Origin of the sequence: Pseudomonas sp. MIL9 (assembly GCF_016887925.1) — a bacterium.
GTDB lineage: Bacteria > Pseudomonadota > Gammaproteobacteria > Pseudomonadales > Pseudomonadaceae > Aquipseudomonas > Aquipseudomonas mohnii.
The window spans coordinates 23982-40797 of record NZ_JAFEHE010000001.1; the positions used below are offsets into that span (position 1 = coordinate 23982).

At 58.0% G+C, this 16816-nt stretch carries 14 protein-coding genes; 3 read left to right on the top strand and 11 right to left on the bottom strand.

Annotation, left to right across the window (positions count from 1 at the left end; all coding sequences use genetic code 11):
- Positions 1-30: 30 nt before the first annotated feature.
- From JQF37_RS00120 to JQF37_RS00150, 7 genes are all read right to left on the bottom strand, one after another.
- Complete coding sequence (locus JQF37_RS00120; RefSeq protein ID WP_130210920.1) at positions 31-1368, bottom strand: OprD family porin; 1338 nt, start codon at positions 1366-1368, stop codon at positions 31-33.
- Between the two features lie 135 nt (positions 1369-1503).
- Positions 1504-3159, bottom strand: a complete 1656-nt coding sequence (locus JQF37_RS00125) for a cation acetate symporter (protein ID WP_130210919.1) — start codon at positions 3157-3159, stop codon at positions 1504-1506.
- On the bottom strand, positions 3156-3518 hold the full coding sequence (locus tag JQF37_RS00130; RefSeq protein ID WP_130210918.1) for a DUF485 domain-containing protein: 363 nt from the start codon (positions 3516-3518) through the stop codon (positions 3156-3158). The genes JQF37_RS00125 and JQF37_RS00130 overlap by 4 nt, the downstream gene beginning before the upstream one ends.
- A 31-nt stretch (positions 3519-3549) precedes the next feature.
- On the bottom strand, positions 3550-4770 hold the full coding sequence (locus tag JQF37_RS00135; RefSeq protein ID WP_130210917.1) for an FAD binding domain-containing protein: 1221 nt from the start codon (positions 4768-4770) through the stop codon (positions 3550-3552).
- A complete protein-coding gene (locus JQF37_RS00140) occupies positions 4767-5249 on the bottom strand; it encodes a VOC family protein (RefSeq protein WP_130210916.1) in 483 nt (160 codons plus the stop codon). Before JQF37_RS00140 ends, JQF37_RS00135 begins: the two co-directional genes overlap by 4 nt.
- A gap of 287 nt (positions 5250-5536) precedes the next feature.
- Positions 5537-6232 carry a TetR/AcrR family transcriptional regulator gene (locus JQF37_RS00145; protein WP_130210915.1) on the bottom strand — a complete coding sequence of 232 codons (696 nt, stop codon included), beginning with the start codon at positions 6230-6232 and terminating at the stop codon, positions 5537-5539.
- 129 nt (positions 6233-6361) lie between these two features.
- The gene (locus JQF37_RS00150) at positions 6362-7573 is read right to left on the bottom strand and encodes an MFS transporter (RefSeq protein ID WP_130210939.1); all 1212 of its coding nucleotides are present in this window, start codon (positions 7571-7573) and stop codon (positions 6362-6364) included.
- Between the two features lie 264 nt (positions 7574-7837).
- Between JQF37_RS00150 and JQF37_RS00155 the strand changes: the two genes are divergently transcribed.
- Positions 7838-8764, top strand: coding sequence for a transporter (locus tag JQF37_RS00155; RefSeq protein ID WP_223272724.1), 927 nt, complete (start codon positions 7838-7840; stop codon positions 8762-8764).
- Positions 8765-8854: 90 nt separating this feature from the next.
- Here JQF37_RS00155 and JQF37_RS00160 read toward each other — a convergent pair whose 3' ends face one another.
- The 3 genes from JQF37_RS00160 to JQF37_RS00170 all read right to left on the bottom strand — a co-directional run bounded on the left by JQF37_RS00160 (position 8855) and on the right by JQF37_RS00170 (position 14098).
- Complete coding sequence (locus JQF37_RS00160) at positions 8855-9553, bottom strand: ion channel (protein WP_130210913.1); 699 nt, start codon at positions 9551-9553, stop codon at positions 8855-8857.
- A gap of 157 nt (positions 9554-9710) precedes the next feature.
- On the bottom strand, positions 9711-13268 hold the full coding sequence (gene mgtA, locus JQF37_RS00165; protein ID WP_130210912.1) for a magnesium-translocating P-type ATPase: 3558 nt from the start codon (positions 13266-13268) through the stop codon (positions 9711-9713).
- A gap of 158 nt (positions 13269-13426) precedes the next feature.
- Positions 13427-14098, bottom strand: coding sequence for a MarC family NAAT transporter (locus JQF37_RS00170; protein ID WP_130210911.1), 672 nt, complete (start codon positions 14096-14098; stop codon positions 13427-13429).
- Positions 14099-14393: 295 nt separating this feature from the next.
- Here JQF37_RS00170 and JQF37_RS00175 point away from each other — a divergent pair, with 295 nt between their 5' ends.
- Together JQF37_RS00175 and JQF37_RS00180 are read left to right on the top strand one after the other, a co-directional pair.
- Complete coding sequence (locus tag JQF37_RS00175) at positions 14394-15584, top strand: cation:proton antiporter (RefSeq protein WP_130210910.1); 1191 nt, start codon at positions 14394-14396, stop codon at positions 15582-15584.
- Between the two features lie 171 nt (positions 15585-15755).
- Complete coding sequence (locus JQF37_RS00180; protein WP_130210909.1) at positions 15756-16247, top strand: DUF2878 domain-containing protein; 492 nt, start codon at positions 15756-15758, stop codon at positions 16245-16247.
- A 17-nt stretch (positions 16248-16264) separates the two neighbouring features.
- On the opposite strand, the gene JQF37_RS00185 is transcribed toward JQF37_RS00180, so the two are convergent.
- On the bottom strand, positions 16265-16789 hold the full coding sequence (locus tag JQF37_RS00185; protein ID WP_130210908.1) for a DUF3833 domain-containing protein: 525 nt from the start codon (positions 16787-16789) through the stop codon (positions 16265-16267).
- Between the last annotated feature and the right edge of the window lie 27 nt (positions 16790-16816).

Sequence of the window (16816 nt, forward strand, 5' to 3'; positions counted from 1 at the left end):
GGGTTTCACCCGCGCTCTACCGGATAACGCCTAAAACAATGCCAGTTGGTAATTAATGATGATCCGGTTTTCGTCCTGTTGGCGGGTGTTCGGGATGTTGTTTCGTACCATCGCGTTTTTCCACATGAGGCTAACGCCTTTCAACGGTCCCGATTGCACGACATAGGCCAGCGTTATATCGCGCTCCCACTCACTTGAATCGCTGGAAGCGATGGTGTTGATGTCATCGCCTTTAACGTAGACAACCCCCGCTGTCGCACCGGGCAAGCCCAGTTTTGCAAAGTCAAAGGCGTAGCGTGCCTGCCAGGACTTCTCGCCGGCGTGCACGAATTTCTGAACCTGCATTTCCGTGATGGTGTAAGTGGTCGGACCGTCACCCTGGTTTAAATAAGGGAAATCGCTTTTCCCGTTGCTAACCTCATAGCCGGCTCCGAAGGTGTGACCGGCAACGGCGTAGGTCAATAATCCACTGAACAGGTTATTGTCGACTTTGCCTTTGATCGTATTACCGCCGTAGTAGCCTGTCGTAAAGTAAGCAGGATCATGACCGTTCGCACCAGCGTCCTGGCTATTGAAATATCGAAGATCACTGGTTAGCACGCCTGAACCGATTGCCCAGTTATGAATCAACCCCAGAAAGTGCTGCTTATAAAAATCCTCAAGGTTGCCGTAATAATATTGCAAGGTCAGGTCTTTGCTCAGTTTGTAATCGCCGCCCGCAAAAAGGAACTTATTGCTGAAGCGACCGGTGACAGGATTGTTGGCACCCGCAATGGACATGTTTTCGATATTGCTGGAGTTGCGGCCCTTGACCCCGTCAATTTGCCCTCCGGTCAGGATCAGATCCTTGATGTCCGCAGAGGTCACCTGGGCTCCTTGCCAGGTTTGCGGCAGCAATCGTCCGTCATTGCTATAGATAACCGGGAGTTTCGGCACCAGAGTGCCAAGCTTCAACTCGGTCTTGGAAATCTTCACTTTCCCGGTCAGTCCCAGGCTGGAAAAATCGTCAACCGCATGGTCGCCGTCGCTTGGAAACACCACGCCGCCGAAGTTGTTGCCCGTTGGATTGCCATGTTTGCCGGCGCTTGAATCGAGCTTTACACCCAACATGCCCAAAGCATCGACTCCCAATCCGACAGGGCCCTCAGTATATCCGGAGATGTATTCCAGCTGGAAAGCCTGTCCCCATTCCGCTTGATAACTTTGATTGGCGGCTTTCTGTGCGGATGTTGCAGAGTCGCGATAATCGCTGTTGATGTAGTAATTACGCAATTTAAGCGCTGCCTTACTATCTTCAATGAAACCAGCCGCATGGGTTTGCTGCGCCAAGACACACAGGGCGGCCGCAAGGGTAAAAGTACATTTCATTTCTCTGCACTCACGTTGAGATTATTATTTTTGTATTAACTTTTAAGCGTTTTTCAGGCGCAAATGTCCCGGCAGCACATGGAACATAAGCGCCGTTATTCAGAAATTATTTAATGCAGGGAACCACTACATGGATTAATCGGCTTTGAGCTGAGCCTTCCATGTTGCCGGCGTACCCAGTTCAGAATCGACCAACTGGTTTTCGAATTGATTGCGTTCTCTGATGGCACTGGCGGAGCGATCGGTCATGGAAAACCAGAAAATACCGATAAATGCGACGGCCATTGAAAACAGGGCCGGATATTCATAAGGGAACCAGGCTTGCTGATGATGAAGGATCTTGACCCAAACGGTTGGGCTGAGAATGCACAGGGTAATGGCCGATACCAGCCCCAGCGATCCACCCATCACGGCCCCACGGGTTGTCAGGCCTTTCCAGTAGATCGATAACAGCAGGACCGGAAAGTTGGAACTGGCGGCGATGGAGAACGTCAAGCTCACAATGAAGGCGATGTTCTGCTTTTCAAACGCAATCGCCAGGAGGATCGACAGCACACCCAGTACGATGGTCGTCACGCGGGAGACGCGCATTTCGTCACGGTCGCTGGCGGTGCCACGGCGCAACGCATGGGCATAGAGGTCATGAGAAACCGCTGACGAGCCAGCGAGGGTCAACCCTGCCACGACCGCCAATATCGTCGAGAACGACACCGCGCACATGAATCCGAGGAAGACATTGCCCCCAACGTTATGGGCAAGGTGAATGGCAACCATGTTAACGCCACCCAATATTCCACCGGATGCATCGTGATAGGCCGGATTGCTCGCCACCAGGGCGATGGTGCCAAAGCCAATGATGACAATCAGTGCATACCCGATGCCGACGAGACCGGAGGCATAGAGAATGCTCTGGCGCGCGGCTTTAACGTCACCGACGGTGAAAAACCGCATGAGAATGTGTGGAAGGCCGGCCGTACCGAAGACCAGTGCCAACCCCAGGGAAATGGCGGAGACCGGATCGGAAATCAAACCGCCGGGGCTCATGATTGCCCCATGGGACGGATGAACCTGAATGGCTTGAGTGAACAGTTGGTTCAGGCTGAATCCGAACTCGGACAACACCATGAACGCCATGAAAACGCAGCCGGTCAGCAGTAAGACTGCCTTGATAATCTGAATCCAGGTGGTGGCCAGCATCCCGCCAAAGAACACATAGATGACCATCAGCGTACCCACCAGCAGTACAGCCGCGGTGTAATCGAAGCCGAACAGCAATTCCACCAGTTTCCCGGCGCCCACCAGTTGAGACACCAGGTAAAGCAGCACGATCACGATGGAACTGGACGCCGCAAAAGCCCGTATGGGTCTTTGCTTCAGCCTGTAGGACAGGACGTCCGCCAGGGTGTAGCGCCCAAGGTTGCGCAGAGGCTCCGCGATCAGGAACAGAATGATCGGCCAACTGGCGAGAAAGCCGATCGAGTAGATCAGTCCATCGAAGCCACTGGTAAACACCAACGCGGAGATGCCCAGTAAGGACGCTGCGGACATGTAGTCTCCGGCAATGGCCCAACCATTCTGGAAACCGGTGATTTTCCCGCCTGCGGCATAGTGATCGGCCACGCTATTGTTCTTGCGCGCCGCCCATCGTGTGACAAATAGAGTGAACACGACGAACGCCAGGAACATGCCGATGGCAATGGGGTTGTGTTTGGGCACTGCGGCAGGGACATCGCTCGCGTAGACAGTTGCCGAAGCAAGGATGGCCGAGAAGGTAACAAGAAGACGCTTCATTTTTTGAAGCTCCCGATGATTGTTTTTATTTTGGGGTCGTAGCAGGTGTTGGTGCGCCAGACGTAGACGGCAACGAGAAGAATCGTGAAGGCGAGCATCCCGAAGCCAATCGGCACGCCCCACGTCATGGGATGACCTTCGGTGATGGGGGTACCCAGGCGGGCAGGAATAAAGGCCAGCGAAAGAATAAAGCCGAAATAGACCGCCAGCATGAGAGCCGTCATGCTCCACGAAAATATTCGTCGCTGTTTGACCAATGCACGAAACTGCGGGTTTTCCAGAATCGGATTTTGAAGGGTGTCTTCAAGCTGTCCAGCGGACACGGCCGGGCCACCGTCTTGCGGATAGGCATGTTCCATGGTTCTCTCCTGCGAAGGGCGTGTGACTGAATTAAAACTTCACCGGCACTGCCGTTTCGCGCATCACGGCTTCCGGAGTCCGGTACAACTCAGCCATTTCGCGCTCTTCCTCGCTTTTCAATTGCGCCTGCATGTAGGCGCCAAGATGCCGGGCGTGCTGAACGATCGAGGCACCGAAACGGCAACGTTGCTCGCTGTAGGCCGCCAAGGCTTCTTCAACGGATGCCTCTCGCTCGAGCGCTTCGACGATGGCCAAGGCATCACCGGCCGCCTTGGTGACCCCCATCCCGCAGTGGGGACGGACCACGAATGCAGCGTCGCCGAGCAAGGCGATGCGTCCGAAATTCATCTTCGGTACTTCAAGGTCGTAAATCGGCTGGAACAGCGGCTGGGCAGCTTTCTTCACGACTTCGGCAAACTGCGGGGCGAGCAGCGTATCGGCGGACTCATACATATCGGCGAGCACGTCACGACGTATCAGCGTCGGAGGAATTCCACCTTCAAACTGTTTACCGCTCTCATCCCGGAGCAGGTCCTTCAACTCATCGTCGCCGCTGGTGCGGTACCACACGAAGTTGTACCGACGCTCGCCGGCCAGGGTGCTGTTCGACTGACCGGCAACCGGATACCCCAAAATCTGTTCGCGCGGGGGTAAACAGAACGCAAATTTATCGAAGAGCGCGGCGTGGGCGGAGTCGGAAAGAACACCTTCATCGACCAACCCGCGCCAGGCGATATAGCCGGCGTATTGCAGATGCAAGTCAGGCAAAAGCTGCTGGCGAATCGTCGAGCGAAATCCATCGGCGGCAATGATGATGTCTGCTTGATGGGTGGTGCCATCGGCCAGTGTGACGCTGGCATGGGACTCCGTGCTTTGGACCGAGACGACGTTGCCGCCGCAACGATAGAGCGAGTCTGGAAAAGCGGCGCGAAGCACCTGGTACATCTTTCCCCACGCGGTCAGCGTTTGCGGGAGCGCGTTCTCCAGTACGACATCGCCGTCCTGGTCCAACGTGACGCGCGACAGCACGTCGATACCAACCGACGCATCGAGTGGGATGCCCGCTGCGGCCATCGCTTCGAACAACTCAGGGTGTGTAACGATCCCTGCGCCTCGTCCAGCGAGTTCATCCGGTACCCGTTCGAAGACTTCGACATCCCAGCCCTTGCGAAGCAACATGTTCGCTGCAAACAGGCCACCCAGCGAGCCACCCACGACAATGGCGCGGCGTTTGTTCGGCCTATTCATCATGGTTGCACCTCCACCGTCGCAGCGGCATGGGCAGCGTAGGAACCGACGGCTTCAATCTCGGAGGCCGGGAAATTGAGTTCGATGGTGACGCCGGAAGGGTCTTCGATGAAAACCTGATGCAGGCCCAGGCTCGGAACGGTGCGATCACGCCAGGCAATGCCTTCGGCTTTCAGGACACCCCAGAACTCAACCAGGCCGGTTACCAGAAACGCAATGTGATCAACGGTCCCAGTGCCCTTCAGCGGGATGTCCTTGTCGCCGAGATACTGCTGCAGACCCTCGGGGTTGGAGGGATCGATCCCGATAATGTGGACCGTACCAAAATCCTGCTCGTCCCCTCCCATGTACAACCACACGCCGGGAAAGTCGAACGGCGGCCGGTAGCCAGGGGTGAAACCGAGCACCCTTTCATAAAATTGACTGGATTTTTCCAGGTCGAACGACCGGATCGAGTAATGAGCGAGCTTTCGGACTTGCATGACGCCTCCAACAGTTTTTGTTGTTATTTATCGATTGATAAACAGTAAGGCCTGACGAATTTGATGTAAATAGCCGATGGACCCGATTTTTTCAGGACTGCCCCTGAGCCACGTCGCGATGGCGTCCTGGCAGAATGCGTTTCAGGCGTTTGGAACGGGCTTTTCAGAGCGAAACAGCGAGGTGCTCGCCCTCCCGCCACCTATCCAGCCAAAGGCTGAAACAGGTGATGAGTGGTCGAAAAAAGAAGGGTGAAAGCAGGATGTCAGGGGGGTGGCCAGACGGGAAATCAACTCAAGCGAGGCGTTCCGACGATGTCGTTGTCGACCTGAGCCAATACATGGGGACCGCCATTGAGGAACGCATCGACCATCTGCTCTATCAGCGCGTCAATGTCTTCGGTCACCGGCAGATCGTAGATCCATTTGCGCACGCCGATATAGAAAATGCTGGCATGCAAACTCCAGATCAGTTCGAGCTCTTTTTCATTGATCGTTTCACCGCAGGAAGGCGCCAGGCCATGGGCATGGCGTATTTCAGCAATAACGGGAATGAAGACGCGCTCACGTAATTTGGCCAGATACCGATCGTTGATGCCTTCACGGGTCAACCCGGCGAACACGAAGATGCGAATCCATTCTCGTCGCAAAATCACATGGGCGTATGAGGTATAGAAACGCACCAGGCGTGCCTGAAGGGGTTGCGAACGATCCTTGATCACCGTCTCCCACGAAGCATCCCACTGATAGACCTCGTCGTAAACGCGGTCGATCAGTGCCTCCTTGCTGGGGAAATAGCGATAGAGCAAAGGCTGGGTAACGTCCAGTTGCCGGGCCAGCTCACGGGTGCTTCCCGAGAATCCGCAGGTCGCAAAGTGCTCGATGGCTTTCTGCACGATCTGCTTTTCCCGGACTTCCGGGGAAAGGCGCCGGGTTGCCGCCTTGACGGTACCCTGTGAGTCCGCTGATTTTTTTGAGTCTTGCATAACGCCTCGCTCGAGCTTCATCGAGGCATCATACAAAACAAAAGAATGCGCTGGCTATGAACCCCCGACCCGGCGCCCGAGGACGTGAGCCGTTCCGTTACCGGGCAGGCGTTCAGGCAGCGCAATGACTCAGTGGCTCTGCGCGTCTCTACGGGACACCACCAGGAAGACGATCAAGGTCACCAGTGACAGTGCGCTTCCGACGGCCGCAATCGCCAACCAGCTGAAGTGTTCATAAAGCGAGCTGGCCACGGAGGAGCCGAACGCCCCGCCAATGAAGATGCTGATCATGTACAACGCATTCAGACGGCCTCGGTTGGCAGTGCCCAAGGCGTAGACGGCGCGTTGCCCAAGCACCATGTTCATCTGTACCGCAAAGTCCAGCGCGATACCGGTAACCGCCAAGCCGATCACACCGTAAAAAGGATTGATGAAGGCCGGGAGGAAACTCACTGCGGCCAATATCATGGCCAACTGTGAGGCGCGTCGAGTGTGCCCGGCATCCGCGAGTCGACCACTGATAGGTGCGGCAACTGCACCGATGGCACCGACCAGAGAGAAAATCGCGATCTGACTTTGCGAGAGGCCGAACTCACGGCTCAATACCATCGGGACAGCGGTCCAGAACAGACTGAACGCAGCAAACATCACCCCTTGATAGAGCGCTCGCTGACGCAATACGGGTTCGCGGTAAAACAGTTGGCCAAGGGACTTCAGCAACTGGCCATACGACGCGCGATGGGCGGGTTGCCATTTGGGCATGGTCATGCCGATCACCACGGAAATGATGAGCATCAACGCAGCCGCGCTGATAAACACGGCCCGCCAGCCAAAATGATCGGCAACCAGGCTCGACAACGGCCGCGCCAGCAAGATCCCCAACAGCAAGCCGCCCATGATCCCGCCCACCACTCGGCCGCGAGATTCTTCCGGCGCCAGATGCGCGGCCAATGGAATCAGCATTTGCACGGAGACCGAACTGAAACCGATGAGTGCCGAGACGACAAGGAACACACTCGGCTGCCTGGCCAGACCCGCGGCGATCAGGCTGAAGATCGTAACCACGATCGTCGCGATCATCAGCCGGCGATTTTCCATGAGGTCCGCGAGGGGAACCAGGAAGAACAACCCGAGTGCGTAGCCGATTTGAGTCAGCGATACGATAAAACTGGCGCTGCCATTCGACATGCCGATATCCGGGGCGATCAGGCTGATAATCGGCTGTGCGTAATAGATGTTGGCCACGATGGCGCCACAACAAAACGCAAAGAGAAGCACCATCCCTCGCGTCATTGAGACTTTTGCCATCGTCGTTGCCGTACCGCTTGTTGAAACACTCATGCTGTGACCTCCTGAAATTCGACAGCGGTGACGTTCCAATGAAGGTCACCCGCTGGATGTTTGTCAGGCCACAAAATAGGCGGCACGCCCCATCGGGAGAATATGGACATGGCGCAACGTCCTGTTGCGTCGTGCGCAAAAGATGCCTGGCCAGTCGGCTGGAACCGCAGTCGGTACGTGGGCGCGATGAATGCCAGACGAATACGGATGCGCTACTACAATGAGTAGAACTTCCGGGGCCTGACAGACAGCGAGCGAATGTGGATGAAACACCAACTCTGCGTCGTTAGGCCGATTCGTTTCGCAACCGCCTCGCTCATCCTCGTCACCTCCATTGCCGGCGCAGAGGATCTCGAGCCCAGGTCCTACGCCAATACGCCGGTCGGTATCAACTTCCTGCTCATGGGCTATAGCGATCTCCATGGCAACGTGACGGCCAACCCCTCGGTCCCGCTCCAGGATGCCAAGCTCGATATCAAGACTGTCGTGTTTGCCTTTGCACGATCCCTGGATGTCTGGGGCCGCTCCGGGAAGTTCGATATCGTCGTGCCTGAGGCAAAATTGACGGGTTCTGCCCTGTTTGACGGTGAACCCAAGGAACGAAATGTGACGGGCTTGATCGATCCAAGATTTCGCTTCTCGGTCAACTTGTATGGCGCCCCGGCGATGTCCCTGGCTGAATTCCCCAGCTATAAACAGGATGTGATTATCGGCACCAGCCTGGCGATCACGGCACCACTGGGCCAGTACGACGCGAACAAACTGGTGAATCTCGGCAACAACCGCTGGTCGTTCAAGCCCGAGCTCGGGATCTCCAAGCGTCTGGGGCCCGTGACCCTGGAATTGTCCGGCGCGGCAACTTATTACACCGACAACAACGAGTACCTGGGCAACCGCACATTCTCCCAAAACCCGATTTACCAGGTGCAGGCGCATCTTATCTATGCCTTTGAGAACGGTGTCTGGGTCTCGCTGGATTCGACCTACTTTGAGGGGGGGAGTACCTCAATCGATGGCGTCGGCAACCATGACTTCCAGGAAAATACGCGCTACGGATGCACCCTCACGCTACCGTTGAACCGCAACCACTCGGTGAAGCTCAATGCGAGCAATGGCGGACATACTCGTACGGGCAGCGAATACGATGCCATTGGCATCGTCTGGCAGTATCGCTTCGGCGGAGGGATTTGAAACCGGGGCTTGCGCTGTATTCCATTCAGGCATCGGCGGGATATTCGACTGAGGCTGAAATACCCGGAAGTGGTTCAGGAAAATCGAGCGTCACTTAATCTGATTCGATGGATAAAGACCGGCAAGCCGCGCAATCACCACACCCACGTAAAAGACCCCTGAAAACTCTTCGACCATCACAAGTGAACGAGCGTGATTGGTTAACGGGATAAAATCACCGTAACCGGTAGTTGTGAGGGTCGTGAGACTAAAATAGATCAGCTTGAAGAAGTTTCCGGGCTGGACGAAGTCAAGGTGGCCAGGGCCGAATGAGCCGGCGCTGGACATCTCGACCAAGGCATATACGAATGACCAGACGAACGCCAGCAGGATGTAACCTGCAAGCGCGCCATGCAGTTTGTCCGCCGTAATGGGCCCGCGCTTGAGAACATAGCGAAGCACTCCGCTGAACGAGATGGCAAGAGACGCTGTATAGGTCATCCCGGCAAGTTTAAGAACGGCGACACTCCCAGCCCACAATGCCCCCCATAGAAGGCCTACCCCCAGTAACGCCAGACACAGTTTGAGAATGACGCCCTGTCGACTCTGCCTGGTGGCGAAAGCGCCCACGAGCAGCACGGTTGAAAACAGAATGCCGAGCAAGATGCGGTCAACCATGCCCTCTTCAAGAAAGGGAAACAGGAGGATCAATCCCAGCAAGAGCAGCAACAGATAGGTGCAAGGCCCCAGCCCTATGACAATCTGACCTAAATCCCCATCGGATTCGGTTTTATCTTGTGGATTGGTCATATCGCCTCCCTGAGGCCGAATAGATGCTTTAAATAGCGTCTATGTTCGAATTACATTCTGAACCCCTTCCCTGTCTGTGCCCGTTTTTTTCAAGGGGGGGCCGAGACGCCCGCCCCCATTAACGCGCTGCAAGTTACTCAAGTGCCTGATGAAACCACTAGTGTTGACGCCGATAAAAAGCCCGCTTCACAAACTCGGCCGACACCATGTACACCAGACTGATCGCCAGCATCAGCAACAGAATATGGAATGGCAAAGGCACCAGGCCGAACCAGGGGGCTACCGGGCTGTACGGCAGACCTATGGCCAGCAGGCCGATGCCCAGTGCACTGACGATCAGCAGTTTAGCCGGGCGGCTTTGGTAAAACGGTTTGTAGGTGCGCACGATGAAGATCGTCAGCAGTTGAGTCAGCAGCGACTCAACGAACCAGCCGCTGCGGAATACTGCAGGAACCCTCTCCGCCAGCAGGTACAAGGCCACGAACGTCAGGATGTCGAACAGCGAGCTCACCAGCCCGAACACCACCATGAAATTACGTATCTGCTTGATGTTCCATCGGTGAGGCGTGCTTTCCCATTCCCGGTCAACGTTGTCGCTGGCAATCCCCATCGAAGGGATGTCGGCCAGGAAGTTATTGAGCAATATCTGCTTGGCCAGCAGCGGCAGGAAGGGGAGCACCAGGGAAGCCAGGGCCATGCTGATCATGTTGCCGAAGTTGGCACTGGAGACGATCGATATGTATTTGAGGGTATTGGCAAAGGTATGCCGCCCCTCTTCGATGCCTTCGCGCAGGACATTCAGGTCGTGCTCCAGCAGCACGAAGTCGGCGGCCTGTTTGGCCACGTCGGCAGCGTTGTCCACGGAAATCCCGATGTCGGCGACTTGCAGCGCCGGGGCATCATTGATGCCATCACCCATGTACCCGACCACATGCCCGGTCTTTTGCAGGGCCCGGATGATGCGCTCCTTCTGATTGGGATCGACCTCGGCGAACAGGGTTGTCCGGGGGGCCAAGTGCATCAAGGCTTCATCTTTCATCGCCGAGAGTTCACCGCCGGTGATGATTCGCTCCACCGGCAGGCCCACCGCCTGGCCGACATGGCGGACGACCAGATGGTTGTCGCCGCTGATGATCTTCACTTTCACACCCAGCCCGTCCAGGGTGGCGAGCGTGTCCTTGACCCCGGGTTCCGGAGGGTCAAAGAACAACAGAAACCCGCGAAAGGTCATGTCCTTTTCTTCGTCACGACCGTAGTGCGGCTGATCGGGTAATGCGCGAGTGGCAATGCCCAGGACGCGAAAGCCCTGCTCGCTCCAGTCCGCGAAACGTTGTGCGATCGCCGCCCGTTCCGCGTCGTTCAGCGTGACAACCTGTTCACCACGGCGCAGGTGCGTGCAAACCTCAAGCACATTGTCCAGGGCGCCCTTGGTCACCATCAGCCTGCTGGCCTCAGGGGCATTGGCCACCACCACGCTGAGGCGCTTACGGACAAAGTCATAGGGCACTTCATCGAATTTGACGACGTCGGCGCTCGGGGCCAGGCCTTTGCCGGCCAGGCTGATGGCATCGTCCATGGCGTTGCGCATCCCGGTCTGCAAACTCGAATTGAACACCGCCAGCTGCAGGACATCAGTGGCGGCGACGCCCTCCACATCCATCGCAGCGTCCAGCACCACGACACCCCGGGTCAGCGTCCCGGTCTTGTCGGTACACAGGATGTCCATGGCCCCCAGGTTTTCGATGGCGTTGAGGTGACGCACGATCACCCCTTTCGCCGCCATGCGCTGCGCGCCTTTGGCCAGCGTAATGCTGAGAATCGCCGGCAACAGTTCCGGCGACAGACCAATGGACAAGGCGATGGCGAATAGCAGCGTGTCGAGGGTCGGCCGATGCAGCAAAATGTTGATGCCGAACACGACGATCGTGATCACCAGCATCACCCGCAGCAACAAGGCGCCGAAACGACGCAAGCCACGCTCGAATTCCGTTTCGGGAGGCCGTAGCGCCAGGGTCTTGGCAATGTGGCCGATCTCGCTGTCCTGGGCATAGCGCGTCACGAGCACCTCGGCGGTACCGCTACGTACCGAGGTGCCCATGTACACACAATTGTGGCGCTGCCCCACGGTGGCCTCAGGGGCGCAATCACCTGGCAGCTTTTCGACCGGAAAGGTTTCGCCGGTCAGCAGGCTCTCGGCGATGAAGCAATCGAGGGCCTGCAGGATGCGGCCGTCGGCGGCGATCAGGCTGCCGGCGCTGAGTAACAGGACGTCACCTGGCACCACGTCACTGGCGGCCACCTCCAGGGTCTTGCCCTCCCGACGGACCGTTGCGCGCAAGGCGATCTTGTTGCGTAGCTGCTCCACCGCGTGGCTGGCTCGATTTTCATACCAGGCGCTGAGGACGGCGCTGATCAGCACAATGCACCCGACAATCGCCGCGTCGAGCCAGTCGCCCACCACCACGGCCACCAGCGCGCCGGCGATCAGGATAAGCACCAACGGCGTGCGCATTTGTTCCAGCACCAGCCTGGCCAATCCCTGTGGCCGGTCCTTGGCCTGGGGTGGCGCGCTGCGCAGTCGAGCCTTGGCCTGGGCGTGGCTCAACCCCGTCGGATTGCTGTGCAAGGTGCTGAACAACTGGCTGAGCGAAGGGCTCCAGTAATCGGCGCAGACATCATGCGTCGGCTTTGTGGTGGTGGAATGCCATTCGCGATGCGCCAGCCAGAGACCCGGCAACATCGGTAACCAGAACGTCAGGCCGCGAAACAGCAGCGTGGCAGACAACGCCACGGCAACGTTCACCCCGACCCAATGCAACGTCACCACGGCCGCGGCTTCGAAGGCCCCAAGCCCCCCCGGCACAATGCCGATACTGCGCAGAACGCTGGCCAGCATGAAGCCGGCAAACAACCCCAGGGGCGGTGCCGAGACGCCCATCGCTCGCACCAGGACCCACAGCGTTGCACTGTCCAGCATGATGATCGCCAGTTCCAGCAGCGTAATGCGCCAGAGCAAGGCGTGGCTGCGTACCAGCTGTCGATCCGCTCCGGTGAGCAGCGCAAGGCCTTTGGCGATGATCGAAAAACGCTGCCCCGGCACATGGGTCGCCAGGCGTGTGTTGCCGGCCAGCCTTGGCGTGGCAACCGCCAGCATCAGGCTGACCGCCACGAACACCACACAGGTCACCAATAAAGCCGCCGTTGCATGCCCCTGGAAAATCACCACCGGCAGTGCCACGCCAACGGACAGCACATAGGCCAGGAAGTACCCGGACAGATCCAGGACAAGGCACGCCAGCACGACGGGTCTGGCGAACCCCAGGCGCACGAACGAGGCGACCACCGCAAAGGCCCCGCTGATGCCCGAAGAAGGCAAGGCTTGATCGACAAACAGCTTCATCAAGCTGAGCTTGCCCGCCTCCCAGAGTGAAAGATGCTGAGCCCCGGCCTTGAGCACCACACGAAAAACCTGCCCCTGCGCCATATAGGTCAGGGCTTGCAAGCCAAGGGCCGCGATGAGCCACAGTGGCTCTGCCTCCGTCAGCAGGCGTGTGAAGGATTCGACGTCCGTGAATTGCAGTGCGACGCCCACCACCGTCGCAAACATGGCGGCCCCCAGCAGCCATGTCAGCCAGAGTGCGGGACGACTGAAATGCTGGCTGTCTTCCAGCGCAGTCGAAGGGGGAAAGTCTGGAATGGGTGATTTGACAGACATGCCAGGTCCCTGAGCAATTTGGCAGATCGCTAGATTCTGGGCCCGTGTGGGCGGACGGGATTGATTAATGTCAATCCCGCTTGCTCGAGCGGGTTCAGTCCGGTGGGACACTGCTGCCGGTCTCCGGGTACCGGCAGCGCTGAGCAAACCAACCGGGCCTAGGGGGAACGTATTATTTGCGCGTTATTGTTGATGAGGGTTTGTATGATCTCGACCGATCCGTTGATGGCAAATTGAACGCCCATGCACACCAATATAAAACCCATCAAACGGGAAATGGCATCGATACCCGACTCCCCCGTGACCTTCATGATCAAGTCCGACGCGCGCAAGCAACCCCAAAGTGTCAGCGCGGTGACAAGGAAAATTAAAGGTGGAGCCGTCAGCAGCACCCATTGCGGAAAGGTGGTGTTGTTTTTAATGGTGGCAGAGGCACTGATGATCATTGCGATAGTGCCTGGGCCGGCTGTGCTGGGCATGGCCAGGGGGATGAAGGCGAAGCTGGTTTTTTTCGCTGCGCTATCGCCGGAAGCGGTTTCGCGAGGCTTGGGAAACAACATGCTCGAGCCGATCACGACAAGTATCCCACCACCGGCAATCCGCAAGCCCGGAATGGAAATACTGAATACACCCATCACGAACTCACCGATGTAATAGGTCACCAGCATAATGACGAAAACGTAAAATGCCGTCAGGAACGCCTGCTGGTTTTTTTCTTCACGACTGAACCCTTGGGATAACGCCAGAAATAGCGCCACGGTGGTGGGTGGATTGATCAATGGCAACAATGCCAACAACCCGAGCGTGACGGCGTCGAATAAATGGTTCATCCCTATCCACCCTGCCAGTAACTGAAAACACTTCGTGGTGCGTCATTACGGAATCGACTGGGTGTCGACACTTTCTATACAACTTCCATTTCGGGGCTGGATTCGAACGCCAGGCAAGTAACGCCAGACAAGTCTAGGTGCGCTGTGGGTTTTCACCACTGACGGCGAGAATCTGGCCATCCATTGACTTAAATCAGATGACCCGACTACGTGCGAATCCAACGTAGATCATACTCACCGAACAAGTTAAGCACCGCTTACATCCGAAACCGGTCCCCGCACAGGCATGCCGTCGATGTATCAGAACCTCGCCCTCTTCGCCGCCTTCCTCCTGCTCTACAGCATCTTTGCCGGGGGTATCGAGACGCGCCTGCTCAATGGTCCCCTGATGTTCATGCTCGTCGGCCTGATTCTCGGCCCGGCGTTCCTGGACGTTTTGGCGCCCCGGATCGACAAGGACGGCCTGAAGGTCCTCGCAGAGCTGACATTGGCGATCGTTTTGTTCAGCGATGCGGCCAATGCCGACCTGAAGATTCTCAAGGCCCACGAAGGATTGCCCATGCGCTTGCTGATGATCGGGCTGCCCCTGACGATCCTCAGTGGTTGGCTGGTCGGTCGCTGGCTGTTTCCGCAGATACCGTCGGTGGAACTGGCAATCATGGCGACCCTGTTGGCCCCCACCGACGCGGCGCTGGGCAAGGCCGTGGTGAGCAATCCCAAGGTTCCCGGCGCCGTGCGTGAAGGGTTGAACGTCGAGAGCGGGCTGAATGACGGTATCTGCGTGCCGGTACTGTTGATGTTCCTGGCGTTGCTGGTTGAGGAGCAGACCCGGTCGCCCCTGTCACTGGCCGCGGAACTGTTCGTCGAGGAACTGGGGATCGGTGCCGCCGTCGGGCTAGCCCTGACTTTTATTGCCTGGCTGATGTTTCGCTACGCCTCAAAACAGGATTGGCAATCCCCCATATGGTCACAATTGACGCTGCCCGGACTCGCCCTCCTGTGCTTTGCCACAGCGCAAGCACTGGGTGGCAGCGGGTTTATCGCCGCGTTCGTCGGCGGGTTACTGGCGAGCAGTCTGTTTTCCGAGCAAAAGCATCGCCTGCTCGAGTCCAGCGAAGAATTCGCCACACCGCTATCGGTCATTACCTGGATCGTGTTCGGCGCGCTGGTCATCCCTCGAGTCTGGGGCAATCTCACCCCGGCCATCTGGCTCTATGCGGTGCTGAGCCTGACGGTGATTCGCATGCTGCCGGTACTGATCAGCCTGGCAGGCACGGCCTTCGATTACGAAACGCGATTGTTCATCGGTTGGTTCGGCCCACGCGGACTGGCCACCATCGTCTTCGCCATCATGATCCTGGATTACCCGCTGGAGGCCGGTCGCATGGTAGGGGGCATCGCGGTCTGCACGGTGCTACTCAGCGTGGTCCTGCATGGCTTGAGTGCCAATCCATGGGTGTCGCGGCTGGCCCGTCGCGAGCATTGATTGACTTGTACAACTTTGCCCCTAGGCTTCAGGCTTATCTGTACAGAATTTCCGATTTGTACAACGTTGCCTGGAACCTGCCATGTCCGCCCGCCCGCCCTCTTTCGCCAAGACGTTCGCAACGCTTAACCCAGTCTCGACGATGCGCCGCATGTCGCAGCCGAGCGCCTGATGTCGAGCCGGGCTTGGCTGATCGCCAACGCATTATGGATGCAGGCCGGCTGGTGGGGCTGCGTGCTGGGCGCCAGACACCCCTGGCTGCTGATGCTGGTAGCGGTCGGCCTGGTGATCCATGTCGCGATCTGTCCACGGCCCGGCAAGGAAGCCACTGCGCTCTTGCGTGTGGGCGTGGCCGGTTGGCTGATGGATGCCGTGCTGGGCGCGCTGGGGGTTTTCGAATTTGACCAACCGCCCCTGCCCCTGTGGCTGGCACTGCTCTGGCTGGTGCTGGCGAGCGGGCTTCGCCACAGCCTGGCCTGGGCCCGGCAGCCGATGTGGTACGGCGTGCTGCTCGGCCTGATCGGTGGACCGCTGGCCTACATCGCCGGGGCGCCACTGGCCGGGGTCGGTTTGCCCTGGGGCACCCTTGGCACCGCCCTGCTGCTCGCGCCGCTGTGGGCGGCAGCGTTGCCCATCGCCCTGCGACTGGCCGCGCCGCGCTGACACACTCATGGCAGCCGCTACGGCTGGCGGCGGAAGAACAGACTCACCTGCCCCAATTCGACGCCCAACTTGCTCATGCTCGAACGATTGATCAGGGTGTCGTCGTCCATCAGGTACATCCAGTCGTCGAAATCCACCTCCCAATGCTTGCCATCCACCGGCAGGTCAAGGCGATAGCGCCAGCGCAGCGCGTTGCCGGCGACCTCGCCCAGGGCTTCGCCAATCACATCGCTCGCCCGGCCACGCCAGCGCTTGGGGCCATCCGGTTCCAGGGTCCAGACCCGCTGCTGGCGCGTGCCGTCGCTGTAGACAAAACGCTCGTCGAGGATCAGGCGCTGCCCCTCTCTGCGGCTTTCGATCTGGACGTGGAAGCGCTTGAGCACTTCGCCCGAGCGATTCTGGTACAGGCCCCAGGCTTGCACCGGCCGGGAAAAGAACGCCGCCAGATCCAGAGTCGGGCGTTCCTGGGCGTAGTGTTCCACGCCGACATTGCCGCAGCTGGCCAGCAACAGGCTGCCCATCAGTAACAGTATTCGCCGCATGTCTATCTCCTGTTCAGCAGGCTGCTA

Excerpts from the sequence above, each read along its gene's own strand:
- JQF37_RS00120 (WP_130210920.1), bottom strand. The coding sequence starts at position 1,368 with ATGAAATGTACTTTTACCCTTGCGGCCGCCCTGTGTGTCTTGGCGCAG.
- JQF37_RS00125 (WP_130210919.1), bottom strand. The coding sequence starts at position 3,159 with ATGAAGCGTCTTCTTGTTACCTTCTCGGCCATCCTTGCTTCGGCAACT.
- JQF37_RS00130 (WP_130210918.1), bottom strand. The coding sequence starts at position 3,518 with ATGGAACATGCCTATCCGCAAGACGGTGGCCCGGCCGTGTCCGCTGGA.
- JQF37_RS00135 (WP_130210917.1), bottom strand. The coding sequence starts at position 4,770 with ATGATGAATAGGCCGAACAAACGCCGCGCCATTGTCGTGGGTGGCTCG.
- JQF37_RS00140 (WP_130210916.1), bottom strand. The coding sequence starts at position 5,249 with ATGCAAGTCCGAAAGCTCGCTCATTACTCGATCCGGTCGTTCGACCTG.
- JQF37_RS00145 (WP_130210915.1), bottom strand. The coding sequence starts at position 6,232 with ATGCAAGACTCAAAAAAATCAGCGGACTCACAGGGTACCGTCAAGGCG.
- JQF37_RS00150 (WP_130210939.1), bottom strand. The coding sequence starts at position 7,573 with ATGAGTGTTTCAACAAGCGGTACGGCAACGACGATGGCAAAAGTCTCA.
- JQF37_RS00155 (WP_223272724.1), top strand. The coding sequence starts at position 7,838 with ATGAAACACCAACTCTGCGTCGTTAGGCCGATTCGTTTCGCAACCGCC.
- JQF37_RS00160 (WP_130210913.1), bottom strand. The coding sequence starts at position 9,553 with ATGACCAATCCACAAGATAAAACCGAATCCGATGGGGATTTAGGTCAG.
- mgtA (WP_130210912.1), bottom strand. The coding sequence starts at position 13,268 with ATGTCTGTCAAATCACCCATTCCAGACTTTCCCCCTTCGACTGCGCTG.
- JQF37_RS00170 (WP_130210911.1), bottom strand. The coding sequence starts at position 14,098 with ATGAACCATTTATTCGACGCCGTCACGCTCGGGTTGTTGGCATTGTTG.
- JQF37_RS00175 (WP_130210910.1), top strand. The coding sequence starts at position 14,394 with ATGTATCAGAACCTCGCCCTCTTCGCCGCCTTCCTCCTGCTCTACAGC.
- JQF37_RS00180 (WP_130210909.1), top strand. The coding sequence starts at position 15,756 with ATGTCGAGCCGGGCTTGGCTGATCGCCAACGCATTATGGATGCAGGCC.
- JQF37_RS00185 (WP_130210908.1), bottom strand. The coding sequence starts at position 16,789 with ATGCGGCGAATACTGTTACTGATGGGCAGCCTGTTGCTGGCCAGCTGC.